General features: G+C 64.9%; 13 protein-coding genes. 5 read left to right on the top strand and 8 right to left on the bottom strand.

Annotation, left to right across the window (positions count from 1 at the left end):
- Positions 1–31 precede the first annotated feature (31 nt).
- The 3 genes from ACYVDN_RS01010 to manA form a co-directional block, all read right to left on the bottom strand.
- The gene (locus tag ACYVDN_RS01010; protein WP_460567566.1) at positions 32–358 is read right to left on the bottom strand and encodes a WhiB family transcriptional regulator; all 327 of its coding nucleotides are present in this window, start codon (positions 356–358) and stop codon (positions 32–34) included.
- A 171-nt stretch (positions 359–529) separates the two neighbouring features.
- The gene (galE, locus tag ACYVDN_RS01005) at positions 530–1,498 is read right to left on the bottom strand and encodes an NAD-dependent epimerase/dehydratase family protein (protein WP_460567564.1); all 969 of its coding nucleotides are present in this window, start codon (positions 1,496–1,498) and stop codon (positions 530–532) included.
- Positions 1,499–1,540: 42 nt separating this feature from the next.
- Positions 1,541–2,827 carry a class I mannose-6-phosphate isomerase gene (manA, locus tag ACYVDN_RS01000; protein WP_460567562.1) on the bottom strand — a complete coding sequence of 429 codons (1,287 nt, stop codon included), beginning with the start codon at positions 2,825–2,827 and terminating at the stop codon, positions 1,541–1,543.
- 115 nt (positions 2,828–2,942) lie between these two features.
- On the opposite strand from manA, the gene ACYVDN_RS00995 reads away from it, so the two are divergent.
- Positions 2,943–4,121, top strand: coding sequence for an acyl-CoA dehydrogenase family protein (locus ACYVDN_RS00995; protein ID WP_460567560.1), 1,179 nt, complete (start codon positions 2,943–2,945; stop codon positions 4,119–4,121).
- 133 nt (positions 4,122–4,254) lie between these two features.
- On the opposite strand, the gene ACYVDN_RS00990 is transcribed toward ACYVDN_RS00995, so the two are convergent.
- Positions 4,255–4,674, bottom strand: a complete 420-nt coding sequence (locus ACYVDN_RS00990) for an OsmC family protein (protein WP_460567558.1) — start codon at positions 4,672–4,674, stop codon at positions 4,255–4,257.
- An 86-nt stretch (positions 4,675–4,760) separates the two neighbouring features.
- Between ACYVDN_RS00990 and ACYVDN_RS00985 the strand changes: the two genes are divergently transcribed.
- On the top strand, positions 4,761–6,092 hold the full coding sequence (locus ACYVDN_RS00985) for an O-antigen ligase family protein (protein WP_460567556.1): 1,332 nt from the start codon (positions 4,761–4,763) through the stop codon (positions 6,090–6,092).
- Positions 6,093–6,100: 8 nt separating this feature from the next.
- Positions 6,101–7,435 carry an O-antigen ligase family protein gene (locus tag ACYVDN_RS00980; protein ID WP_460567554.1) on the top strand — a complete coding sequence of 445 codons (1,335 nt, stop codon included), beginning with the start codon at positions 6,101–6,103 and terminating at the stop codon, positions 7,433–7,435.
- Here the strand turns inward: ACYVDN_RS00980 and ACYVDN_RS00975 are convergent.
- Both ACYVDN_RS00975 and pseB read right to left on the bottom strand, forming a co-directional pair.
- The gene (locus ACYVDN_RS00975; RefSeq protein WP_460567552.1) at positions 7,432–8,556 is read right to left on the bottom strand and encodes a DegT/DnrJ/EryC1/StrS family aminotransferase; all 1,125 of its coding nucleotides are present in this window, start codon (positions 8,554–8,556) and stop codon (positions 7,432–7,434) included. The genes ACYVDN_RS00980 and ACYVDN_RS00975 overlap by 4 nt on opposite strands.
- A complete protein-coding gene (gene pseB / locus ACYVDN_RS00970; RefSeq protein ID WP_460567550.1) occupies positions 8,556–9,545 on the bottom strand; it encodes a UDP-N-acetylglucosamine 4,6-dehydratase (inverting) in 990 nt (329 codons plus the stop codon). Before pseB ends, ACYVDN_RS00975 begins: the two co-directional genes overlap by 1 nt.
- Positions 9,546–9,722: 177 nt before the next feature.
- Between pseB and ACYVDN_RS00965 the strand changes: the two genes are divergently transcribed.
- Together ACYVDN_RS00965 and ACYVDN_RS00960 are read left to right on the top strand one after the other, a co-directional pair.
- The gene (locus ACYVDN_RS00965; RefSeq protein WP_460567548.1) at positions 9,723–10,460 is read left to right on the top strand and encodes a cytidylyltransferase domain-containing protein; all 738 of its coding nucleotides are present in this window, start codon (positions 9,723–9,725) and stop codon (positions 10,458–10,460) included.
- A complete protein-coding gene (locus ACYVDN_RS00960) occupies positions 10,457–11,476 on the top strand; it encodes a hypothetical protein (RefSeq protein ID WP_460567546.1) in 1,020 nt (339 codons plus the stop codon). Before ACYVDN_RS00965 ends, ACYVDN_RS00960 begins: the two co-directional genes overlap by 4 nt.
- Positions 11,477–11,486: 10 nt before the next feature.
- Here the strand turns inward: ACYVDN_RS00960 and ACYVDN_RS00955 are convergent, their stop codons facing one another.
- Both ACYVDN_RS00955 and ACYVDN_RS00950 read right to left on the bottom strand, forming a co-directional pair.
- Positions 11,487–14,024, bottom strand: coding sequence for a hypothetical protein (locus ACYVDN_RS00955; RefSeq protein WP_460567544.1), 2,538 nt, complete (start codon positions 14,022–14,024; stop codon positions 11,487–11,489).
- A 214-nt stretch (positions 14,025–14,238) separates the two neighbouring features.
- A complete protein-coding gene (locus ACYVDN_RS00950) occupies positions 14,239–16,428 on the bottom strand; it encodes a glycosyltransferase family 52 (RefSeq protein ID WP_460567542.1) in 2,190 nt (729 codons plus the stop codon).
- Between the last annotated feature and the right edge of the window lie 40 nt (positions 16,429–16,468).

The raw sequence follows: 16,468 nt of genomic DNA, 5'->3' as shown, positions 1-16,468 counted from the left end.
CCGAAACGGCGTCTCTAGGACGGCGCCGAAATCAGCCGGCGCGTCGACGCAGCTTGCGACGTTCTCGTTCCGAGAGGCCACCCCAGATGCCGAAGCGCTCGTCGTTCTGGAGTGCGTACTCCAGGCACTGAGCCCGCACCTCGCATGAAGTGCAGATCTTCTTGGCATCCCTGGTCGATCCGCCCTTCTCGGGAAAGAACGCCTCAGGGTCGGTCTGCGCGCACAGCGCATCCGATTGCCACGACAGAGGATTCTCTTCATCATCCTCTGCGCGCGACGAAACCCCCGGCACCCCCAGCCGAACAGGATCGACGAACCAGTTTTCAGGTACCCCCGGTCGATATTCGCTATTCGCCATATCGATCTCCCCACGTGTGTTGCCACGCGCACCGTGTGTGTTTCCACACGGGGCGTTTCACTAATTACACCGGTGTAGTTCGATCGCGTCAAGTCGCGAATCGTAAAGCCTCAACTCGGGCTGGAGGGTTCGCGACTCGCCGAGAAACCCGCAACGATTTGTCGGAGGGGGTCAGGCGACGGTCGCTCGCTGCCGCGCGTGCCACGCGCTGGCAACCATGTCGGCGAGGCTGTGGCGCATCTTCCAGTCGAGGTCTCGGGCGGCGAGGACCCCCGATGCCACGATGCGCGCAGGGTCCCCCTGGCGTCGCGGCGCGATCTCAGGAGTGAAGTCGATGCCGGTCACCTCGGCGACCGTCGACATGATCTCGCCGACCGAGACGCCGTCACCGCTGCCCAGGTTGTACGCGGCCTCGATCGGGTCGCCCGCCTCGAGCCGCTGGGCGGCTGCGACGTGCGAACGAGCCAGGTCTGAGACGTGCACGTAGTCGCGCACGCACGTGCCGTCGGGCGTTGGATAGTCGTTGCCGTTGATGCGCGGAGTGCGGCCGTCGAGGAGCGCATCGAAAACCAGCGGAAAGAGGTTGTGGGGACTCGTGTCGAAGAGGTCCCCGTATCCGGACCCGACGACGTTGAAGTACCGCAGGCTGGAATGCTTGACGCCGCGTGCGATCCCCTGATCGCGCAGCAGCCACTCCCCGATCAGCTTCGACTCGCCGTACGGCGACTCCGGCGCCTTCGGGGTGTCTTCCGTCACGAGATCGACGTCGGGGGTGCCGTAGACCGCCGCACTCGAGGAGAACACGATCGTGTCGATGCCCGCGCCCTCCATCGCGGCGAGCAGAGTGGCCGTCCCCGTGACGTTCTGTTCATAGGTGTGCAGAGGCCGCTGCACGGAGACACCCGCGTACTTGAACCCGGCGATGTGCATCACGCCCGTGATCGGATGCTCGGCAAAGGTGCGCGCGAGCAGCTCACCGTCGAGGATGGTGCCCCGCACGAACTGCTCGCCCCCTGCGACGAACGACTCGTGCCCGCTGGAGAGATCGTCGATCACGACGGTGTCGATGCCCGCCTCACCGAACGCGCGTACAACATGGGACCCGATGTAGCCGGCACCGCCGGTCACCAACCAAGACATGACATCAAACCTATCGTCGCCACGGGCGACGCTCTGGCGCGCTTACAGGTTCGGCATCGCGACGAAGAGCTCGCCGCCCGGCTGCACGGCGAAGCGCAGATCTCCCTCGTCCGGAGTGATGTAGCAGGCCTGGCCACGCTCGATCTCGATCTCGCCCATGGCGCCCAGCACGGTCGCCGAGCCTGCGGTGCAGAGCACGATCGCCGGCCCGGACGGCTCGAGTGAGGCATCCGCCGTCACGTGCGCGAGCGCGAAGTCGGGCACGTCGGGCGCGAACAGCTCGACGGCTCCGTCGCTCGACGGCGACAGCAGCGGCACCGCGACGGGCGTGAAGTCGAGCACGCGCAGCAACTCCGGCACATCGATGTGCTTCGGGGTCAGGCCGCCACGCAGCACGTTGTCCGAGGCCGCCATGAGCTCGATGCCCGTTCCGGAGAGGTAGGCATGGATGTTCCCCGCCGGCAGGTAGAGCGCCTCACCCGGTTGCAACGAGACCCTGTTCAGCAGCAGCGCGAGCACCACGCCGGGGTCGCCGGGCGCGAAATCCGCGAGCAGTCGAACGATGTCGAGCTCCTCTGCGGACTCGCCCCTCGGCGCGTGTGCGATCTCGGTCGCCTGCTGCACGATCTCCTCGGCGGCGTCCCCTCCCCCGAGCAGCAACCCGACGGCGGCGCGCAACGCGGACTCGTCGTCGTCACCGGCGGCGAGGATGCCCCGCAGCACCTCGATCTCGTCCCGTGGCAGGGCCTCCGCCCTGCCGATCGCGATCAGCTCGTCGATCGCGGCGAGCGAGTCTTCGACCGCGCGGAACCCGCACAGTGCGTCGAACGGGGTGACCGGGTAGATCATCTCCGGCTTGTGGAACGGGTCCTTGTAGTTGCGCTCAGGAGAGTCCAGCGGCACCCCGAGCGCGTTCTCGCGCTCGAACCCGGCGAGCGCCTGCTCGGGCGACGGGTGTGCCTGGATGGACAGCGGTGCGGACGCCGACAGCACCTTGAGCAGATAGCCGAGGTGAGGAGCAAGCTCAGCCCCCCCGAGAACGGGCTCGCGATGATCGGCGCGCTCGATCGCCTCGACCCGCTCCTCGGCTCCCCGCTCGTAGTCGAGCCACTCCCGCCCGAGTGTCGCGCCGGGGTCGGCCGAGATCAGACCCGCCAGGGTCGTCGCGTCTCCGATCGGCGGCACGAGCACGCTCGGGCATCCGGGATGCGCCCCGAGCCAGAGCTCGGCCTCAGGGCGTCCGGAGGCCGTCCTTCCCAGCAGGTCGGCGATGCCGTGCAAGGAACCCCACGCGTAGTCGCGAGGGGTGTTGTCGATGCGCACAAACATCCGCACCCGCCCTTTCGTCTCGTTAGTCGCAGAGTACCAATCGCCTTGGGCGGTCAGGATGCCGCTGCCTAGGCTGTGATGCGCACCTCGGCCACCATCTAGCACTGGAGCAGTCATGGCATTCGAGCCTCTCGCGGCGGACTTCTACGGGTTCGAGAACGAACTCACCGATCAGGAGAAGGACGCGATCGCGGCGCTCCGCGCTTACCTCGAGACGGAGGTGCGGCCGATCGCCAACGAGTACTGGGAGCGTGCGGAGTTCCCGAAGCAGGTCATCCCCGAGCTCCACCGCCTCGGTGTCGCGGCGTTCGCCTGGGACGAGACCAAGCCGTTCCCGAACTCGGCCGTGTTCCGCGGGTTCGTCGCACTGGAGCTCGGACGCATCGACGGTTCCGTCGCGACGTACGTCGGTGTGCAGAACGGACTCGCGGCCGGGGCGGTGAGCGCATGCGGCTCGCAGGAGCAGCGCGACGAGTGGCTGCCGAAGCTGGCCTCCGGCGAGGTCATCGGAGCATTCGGTCTCACCGAGCCGCTCTCCGGCTCGGACTCGGCGCAGGGCCTGCGCACCACGGCGGAGCGCCAGGGCGACGAGTGGGTTATCAACGGCTCCAAGCGCTGGATCGGCAATGCGACCTTCAGCGACGTCACGATCATCTGGGCGAAGGATGTCGCCGACGGCCAGGTCAAGGGTTTCATCGTTCCCACCGAGACGCCCGGCTACACGGCGACGAAGATCGAGGGCAAGCAGTCGCTGCGTGCCGTTCAGAACGCCGACATCACCCTGACCGACGTGCGGGTTCCCGAGTCGCTGCGACTGCAGAACGCGAACTCGTTCCGCGACACCGCCAAGGTGCTGCGCGCCACCCGCGCCGAAGTTGCGTGGGCCGCTGTCGGCCTCGCGGTCGGTGCATACGAGGCCGCCGTGCGTTACGCGTCGGAGCGCATCCAGTTCGGCAAGCCGATCGCCTCGCACCAGCTCGTGCAAGACCTGCTCGCCAAGTCGCTGGCGAACATCACAGCGTCGCTCGGCGTCGTCGTTCAGGTGTCTCGGATGCTCGACGCAGGCACCCAGCGCGACGAGCACTCGGCTCTCGCGAAGGCGTTCGCAACCTCCCGCATGCGCGAGACCGTTGCATGGGCTCGCGAGATCTTCGGCGGCAACGGCATCGTGCTCGACTACGACGTCATCCGGTTCTTCAACGACGCCGAGGCGGTGTACTCCTACGAGGGCACCCGTGAGATGAACACCCTCATCGTCGGCCGAGCGATCACGGGAACCGCGGCATTCGTCTAGGGCGTGCTGCCCACGTCGCTGGTCGAGTAGTGCGTCGCGATACCCGTCGACCTGCAGTCGGCGCTACTCGACCAGCGGGGTTGGGCGTACGAGCGAACGTGGCAACGCACCATGAGCCGCGCATGGAATCGACTCACGTGGCCGACTGGGCGACCGTGACGTCTCGCAGGGTCACCTCCGTGCCGCCTCGCAAGGAGTTGGGGACCTCGGCGATCGCGTCGACGCCCTCGACCAGGGCACGGAGAGCAGGCTCGTCCGCGTCGCCCGACGCGCGCACGTCGTAGTGCACGTGCGTAGACACCGCCGGGGACCCCGAGAAGTCGCCGTCGACGGTGACCTCCACCGACTTGAGCGCGATGCCTGCGGCATCCGCTTCACGGAAGAGGTCGTTGGAGACGCACGCCGCGATGGCGAGGTAGAGCAGCTGACCGCCGTTGAACCCGATGCCGTCACCGCCGGCCTCGGAGGAGCGATCCGCGACGAGGGTGAACGACCCTGCGGATCCGACCGCGGCGCTGCGGCCGGAGATGTTCCTGGTTCGCACGCTGAACATGGGGAAAGGCTAGGCCGATGACAGCCTCGACGCACCCCCGATCGGGAATGCCGTTCGGCACCCCGCCCGCGGTTACAGTGAGACCCATGACCCCTGAGACCAGGCCGGCGACTACGCCGCGCACCGTCCCCTCTGGCCAGGGCTGGAAGCTCGCGTTCGCCGGCTTCACGTTCTTCACTCTGTTCGCCGGCGACTTCTGGCGCGACAGCGTCAGCTGGTACGGCTGGGGCGCCGCCGTGCTGTTCTGCCTCGTCGTCAGCATCGTGTTCCTCGTTCGTACGAGGCCGCGCGTGCCGATCCGCAAGTGGCCGAAGACGCTGCTGCTCTTTCTGCTGCTCTGCGTGGTGTCGATCGCGTGGTCGGCGTACCGGCTCGAGTCCGTCTACGGAACGGTCGCACAGCTAGCCACGGCGACGGCAGGGGCGTTCTTCTCGCTCTGCCTGACCTGGCAGCAGGTCCTTCGGGCGCTCGGCGCGGCCTTCCGGTGGATCATCGCGCTCTCGCTCCTCTTCGAGCTGATCGTCTCGGTGTTCGTGCGCCACCACGTTCTGCCGTTCTTCACCGACTACGGGTCGGGCAAGCTGCCTGACGCCTACTATTGGAGCCGGGATCTGCTGTTCCACGGCGGCAAGATCCAGGGCATCGTCGGCAACAGCGACATCCTCGGCATGATCACGCTCTTCGCGATCATCGTGTTCGGCATCCAGCTCGCCGACCGCACGGTGAACCGCACGGCCGGCATCGTATGGCTCGTGCTTGCCGGAGTGACCTTCCTGCTCACGAGATCGTCGACCGTGATCGCTGCGCTCGTCGTGGTCGTCGCGGTGCTGCTCTTCGCCCTGTGGGGACGCGGGGTCCCGCAGAGCAAGCGGGTGCCCATCTACGCGACGGCCGCCGGCCTGCTCGTGATCGGGGTGGCATCCATCGTTCTGTTCTGGAACGACGTCACCGGCCTGCTGGGCAAGAGCTCGGATCTCACCGGACGCACCGACATCTGGGGCAAGGTCATCGACCTCGCACAGCAGAGGCCGTTCTTCGGCTGGGGGTGGATCAGCTACTGGGCGCCGTGGGTCGAGCCGTTCAAAGGGCTGGCCATCCGCAACAAGGTCGAGTACCTCCAGGCGCACAACGCCTATCTGGATGTCTGGCTTCAGCTGGGCATCCTCGGTCTCGTGATCTTCGCCCTGCTCGTGCTCTCCACGTTCGGCCGCGCCTGGTTCATGGCCGTCGACAGGGCGCCGTTCGACGCGGCGGGCGTCGTGCGATCGGATGTGCGCTATACGGCGATCACGCTGCTCCCGCTGCTGATGATGGCTGCGGCCATCGCGCAATCGCTCGCCGAGAGCCGCATGCTGATCGAGGGCGGCTTCGCGCTGCTCGTGACGTTCAGCATCAAGACGAAGCTCGATCGGCCGTAGGGCCGTCAGTGAGCACCGACGAGGGATACGACCGCATGGCTCAGCCGCGACACGTGCCACAGTGGTTCGCACTGACCCGCGCCCTGTTCGAGTCGGCGAAGTTCTCGCGTGCACTGTCGCTGACGATCGTCGGCGTCGCGTTCCTCACCACGGCCATCCGCGACGTGATCGGCTGGCCGGGTCTGCTCGGTGTGCTCGGTGCGCTCGTCGTGATCACTGCCGGGTCCTTCGTCGCCCACTGGGAGGCGATCGAGTGGCACGGCCTGTTGCCGGTGTCGCTGCTGGTGTTCGTCGGATGGTGCGCGGCGTCGATCGTGTGGAGCGTCTACCAGTGGGCGACGCTTGCGGCCATCCTCTACCAGGTGCTCTTCGCGTTCCTGGCGATCTACCTCGCACTGGTGCGGGACGCCATCCAGATCGTCCGCGTCATCGGCGACGTGCTGAGGGTGCTGCTGACGGCGTCCCTCGCGCTCGAGGTGCTGAGCGGGCTGCTCATCGACACGCCCATCAAGTTCCTCGGCATCGCAGGCAACCTCGCCCAGGGCGGACCGATCTCCGGCCTGTTCGGCAGCCGCAATCAGCTGGGGCTCATCGCCCTCATCGCCGCGGTGACCTTCATCATCGAGTGGCGCACGAAGTCCGTGACGCTCAGCGTCGCCGTGTTCTCCGTCGTGGTCGCACTGCTGTGTCTCGTGTTCTCCAGCTCCCCGGTGATCGCGATCATGCTTGTCGTCGTGGTGTTGGCGAGCGCCGCGCTGTTCGGGCTGCGGCACATCCGCAACGAACGCGTGCGGTTCTACGTGCAGATCGTTCTCGGTGTGGTGACCACCGTGTGCGCAGTGCTCGCCTTCATCTTCAGGGCGCCGATCATCAACCTGCTGCACGGACAGTCCGTGATCACCGTGCGCTACGAGGTGTGGCTGCAGATCTGGCACCTCATCCCCACCAATCCGCTACTGGGCTGGGGATGGATCGGGTTCTGGCGCGGCTCCCTGCCGCCGTATTCGCTGATCAACGCGGCCACCGGATCCCCGCACGCGAACGGGCTGAACGCGTTTCTGGATGTCTGGCTGCAGGTCGGCCTCGTCGGGTTCCTGCTCTTCCTGCTGATGCTCGGCCTCGCGATGTTCCGCTCCTGGCTGCTCGGCTCGAACAAGCGCAGCGTCATCTATGCCTGGCCGCCGCTCGTGCTGATCGCCCTGATCGGCACGGCGATGGCCGAGAGCACCATCCTCATCGAGAGCGGATGGATGCTCCTCGTGATCTGCACGGTGAAAGCGTCGCAGGGGATGTCGTGGCGACAGGCACTGCCTGCGGCGCCGCTGCGCGCCGAAGAGTCTTAGCGCAACGCGTCGACGAGAGCGCCGATCACCTGGTCGACCTGCGAGTCGGTGAGGTCGGGGAAGATCGGCAGGGAGAGCTCCTCGGCGTAGTACGCCTCGGCATTGGGGCACATGCCCCGCTGATAGCCGGCGTTCGCGTACACAGGATGCCAGTAGACCGGAATGTAGTTCACCTGCACGCCGATGCCCGCCGCACGCATCTTCTCGAACACTTCACGCCTGCGCCCGTCGCGCACACGGAGCGGATAGAGATGCCACATCGGATCGGTGTCGGCCCGCTGAGTCGGGGTGCGCACACCGTCCACAGAGGCGAACGCCTCGTTGTAGCGGGCGACGATCTCCGTGCGACGTCGCTTGAACTGTTCGAGGCGCTTCAGCTGCGCGAGTCCGAGCGCGCTGGCGATGTCGGTCAGCCGGTAGTTGAGACCGAACTCGTGCACCTCCTGATGCCACGGGCCCTCGTCGGCCATGGCGAAACGAGCAGGGTCGCGCACCAATCCGATGAAGTGGAACTCGTGCACCTTCTGCGCCAGCGCAGGGTCTTTGCACACGACCGCGCCGCCCTCGCCGGTCGTCATGTTCTTCGTCGGGAAGAACGAGAACGTCGTGATGTCGGCGAGGTCGCCGACGGGACGGCCGAGGTAGGTTCCACCGATCGAATGGGCGGCATCGTCCAGAGTCACTGCGCCGACGCGGTCCGCGAGCGGCTGAAGGCGGTCGTACTCGGCGGCCTGTCCCGCGTAGTCGACGGCCGCGATCACGCGGGTGCGCTCGGTCAGCGCGGCATCCACGGCGTCGGGATCGAGCAGCCCCATCTCGTCGTCGATGTCGGCGAAGACGACCCTCGCACCGAGCATCGAGGCGGTCGACGCCGTGGCGACGAATGTCATCGGCGTGGTGACGACCTCGTCGCCCTCACCGAGGCCGAGCCCGGAGTAGGCGGTGTGAAGGGCCGACGTGCCCGAGGTGACGGAGACGGCTCGGTGGCCTCCGGCGAGTTCGCCGACGGCGCGCTCGAACTCTCCGACGGTCGGCCCGGTCGTCAACCAGTCGCCGCGCAGAATCTTGACGACCGCGTCGATGTCTTCCTCTGCGATCGATTGACGACCGTAGGGAAGCATCAGATGCCCGCCTCGAGCACGGCGCGCAGTTCGTCGACGCCGTACCAGATGTCGTTCTTGTCCGAGGAGCAGTGGAAGCCCTCCGGAACCGGCACGGAGTCCGCGATGGGCACGTAACCCCACTGCGGCGTCTCCGGCTCGATCACGTAGTACTTGCCGCCCTCGATGATCACAGCCCTTCGACCTTCATCCGGGCTGATCATCTCCTCGTGCAGCTTCTCGCCCGGCCGCAACCCGACGTCGACGAACTCGGCGCCTGGGGCCACTGCACTCGCCAGGTCGACCACCTTGTGCGAGGGGATGTGCGGGACGAGCAGCTCGCCGCCCTGCATCAGGTCGAAGGTGTCGACCACCATCTGCACCGCTTCGGGCAGCGTGATCAAGAAGCGTGTGCAGCGCAGGTCGGTGATCGGCAGCTTCTCTCCGCGCTCGCTCATCGCCCGCCACTTCGGGATGATCGAGCCACGCGAACCGGTCACGTTTCCATACCGCACGACCGAGAATCGGGTCGGGTAGTTCGCGGCGTAGTTGTTCCCTAGGGTGAAGATCTTGTCGGCGGTCAGCTTCGTCGCACCATAGAGGTTGATCGGGCTGGACGCCTTATCCGTCGAGAGCGCGACGACCTTCTTGACGCCCGCATCGATCGACGCCTCCACCACGTTCTGACTGCCAAGCACGTTGGTCTTGATGAACTCGAAGGGGTTGTACTCCCCCGTGTCTACCTGCTTCAGCGCAGCAGCGTGCACCACGTAGTCGACGCCGTGCAGGGCGCGGGAGAGCCGGCGCTCGTCGCGGATGTCGCCGATGAACCAGCGAAGGCGATCGTCGTTGTTGAACTGGTTGCGCACCTCGTACTGCTTCAGCTCGTCGCGCGAGTAGATCGCCAGGCGGCTGGGGTTCAGGTTCTGCAGCGCGTAGGAGATGAACGCCTTGCCGAACGAGCCGGTGCCTCCGGTGATCAAGATGCTTGCGCCTTCGAGAACTGACACGCTTGTTCCTCGGTATTCGTAGATGGGAAGGCCAGGGTTTCTCAGAGCTCAACGGCACCTTTCACTGGCGACAACGGCAATCATCCTATCTGAGGGTATGGAGATACCCGCTCGGCTGGCTCCCATGTGCGGTAGTGGGGCGGGCGGGGCTCCCCCGTCACGTGACATCCTTTTACGGTGACCGAAGCACACGTGGTGGCCGTTATCCAAGCGCGAACCGGATCGTCGCGCCTTCCGGGCAAAGTACTGCGCCCACTCGCCGGCAGGCCGGTGCTCGCCTGGATGGTGCGAGCCGCCCGCGCCGCAGAGGGTGTCGACGAGGTCGTGATCGCCACCTCCACCCACGAGGGCGACGACGCGGTGGCGAAGCTCGGCGAGGAACTCGGTGTGCGCGTGATCCGCGGAAGCGAAGACGACGTGCTCTCGCGTTTCATGCTGGCGCGCGAAGCAACGAAGGCGGACGCCGTCGTGCGCCTCACGGCCGACTGCCCTCTCATCGACCCTTCGCTGATCTCCAAGATCGTGGCGCTCTGGCGTTCCGACCCGAGCCTGGACTGGGTATCGTCGACGTTGGTGCGCACACTCCCGCGCGGCCTCGATGTCGAGATCGCGTCAGCGACGGCGCTCGCCGTCGCCGACGAAGAGGCCCGCGACTATCACCGGACGCACGTGACCTCGTACCTGTACGCAAGCGACCGTGAGTTCCGCAAGATGGGGATCGTGGTGTCGCCGCCCGCGAACGACCTGCGGGTCACTCTCGATACGCCGGAGGATGCCGCCGTGATCGAGAACATCGTCGCGGAACTCGGTGATGCTCCTCCCGCCTGGGCCGACGTCGTCGGGCTGCTTCGGACTCGTCCGGATATCACGTCGCTGAACTCGGAGATTCGCCAGAAAGAACTGGCCGAGGGATGAACACCGTCGTCGTTCGTTGCGACGGCACGCCAGAGGGAGGACTCGGGCATCTGGTGCGGGGCGTCTCTGTGGCGAACGCTGCTCGGCGGGCCGGCTGGTCGGCGCTGATCGCAGGGGACGTGACGTCGGCATTCGGTCGCAGTCTTGTCGCCGCCGCGTCCGTGGAGGTCGTCCCCATGCCGCGAAGTCCTGACGAGCTCGTCACCCGGTACGGGGCGGATGTCGTCCATATCGACGACTACGACGAAGACGGAGACGCGCTCGGGGCCATCCGAGCCGCCGGCGCCCTCCTCTCCTCGATGGAGGACGGACCGTTCGGGCGGCGCACAGCAGACGTCGCGATCGATTCGACGCTCGACGCCGAGGCCACGATCCGACCGGCGGACGGCAGCAGCGTCCTTCTGCGAGGGATTGCGTTTGCGCCGATGCGCGAGGAGATCCGTCGTGCACGACAGCAGCGCGACGAGGCGCCCGTGACGGCAACGGAAGACGGTGTCGACATCGTCGTCGTGCTCGGCGGTTCGGATGCCACGGGTTCGTCAGCGCTCGTCGCCACGGTGAGTGTGCGGGCCCCAGGCGCACGAAGCGTGACGGTCGTCGCCCCTGCCGAGAACTGGGACGGGATCCGTACCGCAGCAGGAGAGTCGGTCCGGCTGGTGGAACCGTCAGCAGAGTTTCCGAGCCTCGCGGCACGCGCCCACCTTGTCGTCAGCTCCGCAAGTACAACGGCGTGGGAGCTCGCGTGCATCGGCGTCCCCTCGGTGGTCATCCCGGTCGTCGACAATCAGCGCATCGGCTACGAAGCACTGCTTCGCCGTGGGATCGCCCGAGGAATCGGAACGATCCACGAGGTACGCAGTGAACCGGGTCGCGCCTCAGCGGCGCTCGGAGCCCACGTGTCCGACCTGATGGCCGGCAACGGTTGGGCGGCCACCGGCCGTGGGGCTGTCGACGGCCTCGGGGCACAGCGAATCGTGAAGTCCTGGGAGTTGCTCGGCGCGGAGACCCGCGGCTGAAACCGCGGGGTTAGTGGATCCGGTCGAAAAGGGCCTCCAACTCGGGGTCACCGTGTTCCACGAAGTCCCGGATTTTGTCGAGCTGTATGGCACTCGCACTGAATTGGTTGTAGTTCAGCGTTGTGGTTCGCGTATACGGGTTGCGGATTCTAACTGCATCGCTGCCCATGTAGTTGAGGAAGCAAATCGCCCTGTCACGAAGTTCTTGATCACAGTTGACGACTTCGGGTTTCGACATCATGCGGTGGTAGGCCCTGCGGGAACGCGGGCGAGTGAACCCAATGGGGTAGTCGTAATGTCCCCACACATCACACAACAGAACAGGAATGCCCCATGCCGTCAGTTCCAGCGCGCTGGTCCCATTCCACAGGATGCCGAGGTCGATATGCGCTTGCAGATCGGCGATGGTGAACATGTCGTGCGGCAGGTAGATGACGTTGTTGCCCACGGGTGTTGCGATCAGGTCCCGCAAAGTCGGCACCTCGTCAGACGTCATGGTGAGAGCCTTCAGCGATTCATGCGGGTGGGGCTTGATGAGCAACAAGACGTCGCTGCGGGTGTTCGCATAGCGGACCGTGTCGGTGATCCATTCGCTCATGTCGGCGTGGCACACGCCCTTGGTGTACTTGACGCCTAGGTCGTAGATCACTTTCCCGACCACCAGAAGCACTTTCTTGCCGGCGGCTTTGGCCTCTCGGATGCGCTCCAGCACTTCGTCGCGTTCGGCCGAATCGCCCGAATCGGCGGCATGCTGTGCACGCTTCGCCGTCAGCCACTGTGTGGCCTGCTGCCTCAGCTCTGGCAGACGCGGGAGACTCTCCTTCCAGTACCGCTCGAAGCCCGCCTCGGTGCCGAGAAAAGAGTTCCTGGAGTGCGGGTTTCGCGTCAGGTTCAAAGCAGTGAGCGTCTCGGTGCGGGCGTCGCCGATGTTCTTGAAATAATTGTCATAGCCGGCAGAAACGGCGATGAACTCGACGTTGTCTCGATATCCCTTGGCCTCGCAGAAGATACGGTACGCGCCATTCTGTGGGTAGTGGGAGGCGTTCGCGATGAATCGGACCTTCTTGCCCTCCCGCCGTGCCCAAGCAGCGACTGATTCACAGTATTTCAGTACATGGTCCATATAGGTGATGTAATGGAGCACCGCCTGACGACTGCAGGCGTCAGTCGCGAAGTCGAGGAAATAGGTGAATTGATAGCGGGTGACGTGTTCGAAGACGGGTTGGTAGATGTTGTACGGACCAGCGGTGATCCGTTTGTGGGCGAGATCGATTTTCCAGTCGAAGAACCGCTGCGTAGTCTGCTCGTACCGCAGGTCGTTCGGCGCATCGAAGAGGCCGATCAACTCGTTGAGACCGTCGTCGGCGGTGGGTTCGAAATCGGCAACTCGGGGGTTGACTGCGGCGGCAATGTTGCCACGCCTGCGGGCTTCCAAGAGCAAAGGCAGCGCCAGCGTGCCGTCCACCAACGACCAGGACTCGGGGAAGAGATAGACCGTGTCACCGATCGATCCCTGAGGCTCCATGGCCAGAACGTCGGAGAAGTCGGCCCAGAAGTCCTGGTAGCGCCGGTTCACTCGGAGTGCGTAAATAATTCCGAGTCGCTCAAGACGCTGCGCGGTGGTCTCGGCGGCCTCATACAACGCCAGCGCCTCCTCCATGAGGCTGGCTGCTTGTTGGCTCACCTGGCGGCGCGATACCAGTCGATCTGTGAAGGCGACGTTGAGGTTGTGCCACCGTCGCGGGAAACTGTCGGGAGGCAGGTAACGCGTCGTGGCAGGATGGCCCGGCCGCCCAGCGCTCAGACGTCCGATGAGGTGCGAAAGCGCCCCGTCCTGGTGTGCCTCTGGAGGCAACGAAGCGGCCCAGGCACGGATATCGTCGTCGTAGACCCCGGTTTCAGCCATGGTCCTCATAAACTCCCAGGCCCCCTCACGGGTCTGGCCATGGCAGTTCTTCATCTCCTCGCGACACAGCCCCGGCAGGCCTGGTAGGCCGAGCTCAAGCATCCGAACGATGCCAGAGAGATTGGACAGGTACTCACGCTTACGCTGCCGTCGCCACGCGACGGCAGCATCGTTACCTCCGCTCTCCCGCAAACCGGCCATTTGGGCATCAAGAGCGCTAGCCCAACTCTTGGCTCGAGTCATCAGCGGCCTGACATCAACGTCGAGGCTCAACCTGCCGGAGGACGACGCAAGCATCCGCTTACACAGAGCGGCACGATGGCAGTCATCAAAGACGGGGTCGTAGTGCCGGATCAGTTTCTCGGCTGCGCTGTGACGATAGATCCTCACGTTGAGGAAGATGACTTCTAGCGCGTAGTTCGCCAGTACGTTCTTGTTGAACACCTCGGGGTCCGCGGCCAGGGCGTGTCCGGTGAACAAGGCAACTGATGGCGTGTCCTCACCAGAATCATTGTGGTAGTTGGTTGCTCGATCCAAGGCCTTGAGGTAGGTCGTCACCGAGGTCAGCAGCGCGTCCGCGACAGAGTCGGCACTGCGCTCGACAGTCCTGAGAAGTGCGACCAACTCGGTATCCGTGACCATCGCAGCTGCGAAGTCTTCCCGCACCAAACTGTCCGCCGAAGCATCTAACAGCTGGCTTGCCCGTTCGAGCGAGGAAGCGGGGTCTGGTGTCGAGGTCTCTGACAGCGCGGAACTCCTTCTTCTGGATCATGGCTCGGTCTTTCGTACCATGGCTCGATGGGGGTGGGCGGTACATTCGGCCCGCCGCGTTCATCATCTCAGCGGAGAGTTGAGGTTAGACCGGAAGCCGCCGCCGAGCAACGTCGAGCACGCGTCGAAACTTCCACATCGGCCACCCGAGGATGGCACGAGGGTCGCGGAGGGCGGCACGGACCTTCCTTACCGGCGCCGCCTTCTGGATCGAATTCCCGAAGCTCCACGATGCGTCGGTGAGACGGAATCGAAGGCTGTGGCGGTGCGGGATCAGGCTGAGGATAGCCGAGCGGATCTCGCTCGGATCCGTCAGGTCGTCGCCGAAGAGGCGCATCCGACGCCGCGCGAAGCGCGTGGTGTTCACCGCGGAGGAGGAGAAGCTGACTGCCAGATCGATGTCCGCGGTCTCGGCGATCAGATTCAGCACCTCTGATGGCATGCTTCTGTCCATGACAGGGACCCCGAGCGGCCTGTAATCGACCGTGTCGGCAGGGTGGGGCTTGATGACGCAAACCCCGGCACCGTACTTCGCAACCATGCCCCGGTACATCTCCCGCTGCTCGAACCGTGAGCAGTGGCCGATATGCGCCAAAGGCTGGGTGTACACGAGCACGGTGGATGACGTGAACGGGACCGACGATCCCTCGTAGGCGCTCGCGAAGAACTCCAGCAGCCACTCACGGTGCTCCTGCATCGCTGCGAGCGGATCGAATATTCGGAGCATCGCCATCAGATTCTCGGGTGCGTGTGCAGGATTCGTACCTGCGATGACCTCTGTGACCTTGGGCGACCGGAAGAGCGTGGGGGGAAATCGATCGCCGAGTTGTGCGAGCACTCGGTCCCACTTGCCATACGTGTGATGGATCTCCAGTTCACGACTCAATGAGGCGTAGGCGTCCTCGACGCGTGTAAGCGCCTGGAACGAGCCCTCGATCACATACCACGAAGGAAGAGTGTCGTTGAAAGCAAAGCACTGGTCGTCCTCGCCGATCGCACGGATGATCGAAGAGAACTGCCTTCGCATGATGTGAGGAAGCCAAATATCGGCCGTCGCGGGATCCGCTCCGATACGGTTTTCGATCTCGGAGACGATGTTGCCCATCGTGTAGGTGATGACATTGCCCACCCACGGCAATGCTCGAAGAGCAGTGAGGAAGTCAGGCGAGAACTGCTGATATCCGGTGTAGATGAAGATCTGCGCCGGCCGCTTTCGTTGAGCGGCGAGCAGCAGCGAAAACAACACGTGGTAGTGCGTGTGACAGAAGTAGTCATCCATCGCCGTGCGCAGCGGGACGCTCTGCCCGGGCCGCAACTTGTGGTCCTCGGTGAGCTCGAAGGGGCCTGGGTACAAGCGCCACATGGCGTCCCAGTCACTCTTTTCAAGTGCTCGTGCCTTCTCGTGAAGGTTTCCGTTGCCCAGAGCAACCAGATATGGGCTGCGCTCACGCAGGAACGTGCCCACCTCCTCGAACAGGGCGAGCTGATAATCCCGATCACTGACGGGCCAGGCTCTAAGGAACCTGGTGAGGTCGAGCGCGAGCACTTCGCGCATGAACCGAGGCCTTTGATGAGGCGGCATGTGCCCCCAGCACGCTTCGAGCGATCGAACCTTGTCGTGCAGCCGCTCCACAGACATCGTCGACGACGATGTCGATCGCGTCGTGTACTGGGTCCATTCGTAGGTGGGAACGTTCACGAAATGACTGGGACCGGCTAAGTAAAGGAGAGTCGAGAACAGGCGATCCTCGTAGTGTCCGGTCGTGAACCGGATGCCCGAATCGAGCAGGAACTGCCTGCGGATGATGCGCCCATGAATCATCTGGTCCGTGAACGGATAGTCGATGTGACCGTGGTAGACCCGATAGGTGTTCCCCGGCAGGTACTCAAGACTCATGGAGAGCACCTGGCCGCGTTCGTCGACGAGGTAGCGGCCGCCGACGACCACGTTCGCGTCGAACAGCTCTGCGTGCGCGACCAGCAGGGCGATAGCCTCGTGACGGACGCGGTCGTCGTCGTCGATGAAGAAGACGAACTCGCCGGTTGCCGCGGCCATCCCGGCGTTCCGCGCCATGCCCTGCCCTGCATTGGCCTGCCTAAGGATGGTCACACGTGGATCGGGCTCGGCCTCGGGGAGCCAGTCGGCGACGGGCACCTCGGAGCCATCGTCGACGACGATGACCTCGATCGCCCTGTGGGTGGAGGTGAGGACGGATCTCAGGGCAGGCAGGAGGCGATCCCGATGCGGATTGTGCGTCGGCATGATGACCGACACCGTCAGCTCATGTATTCGTGCATCGGACGCATACCCAGAC

The organism is Humibacter soli, assembly GCF_054779035.1.
This window is presented reverse-complemented; position numbering and strand designations above follow the sequence as displayed.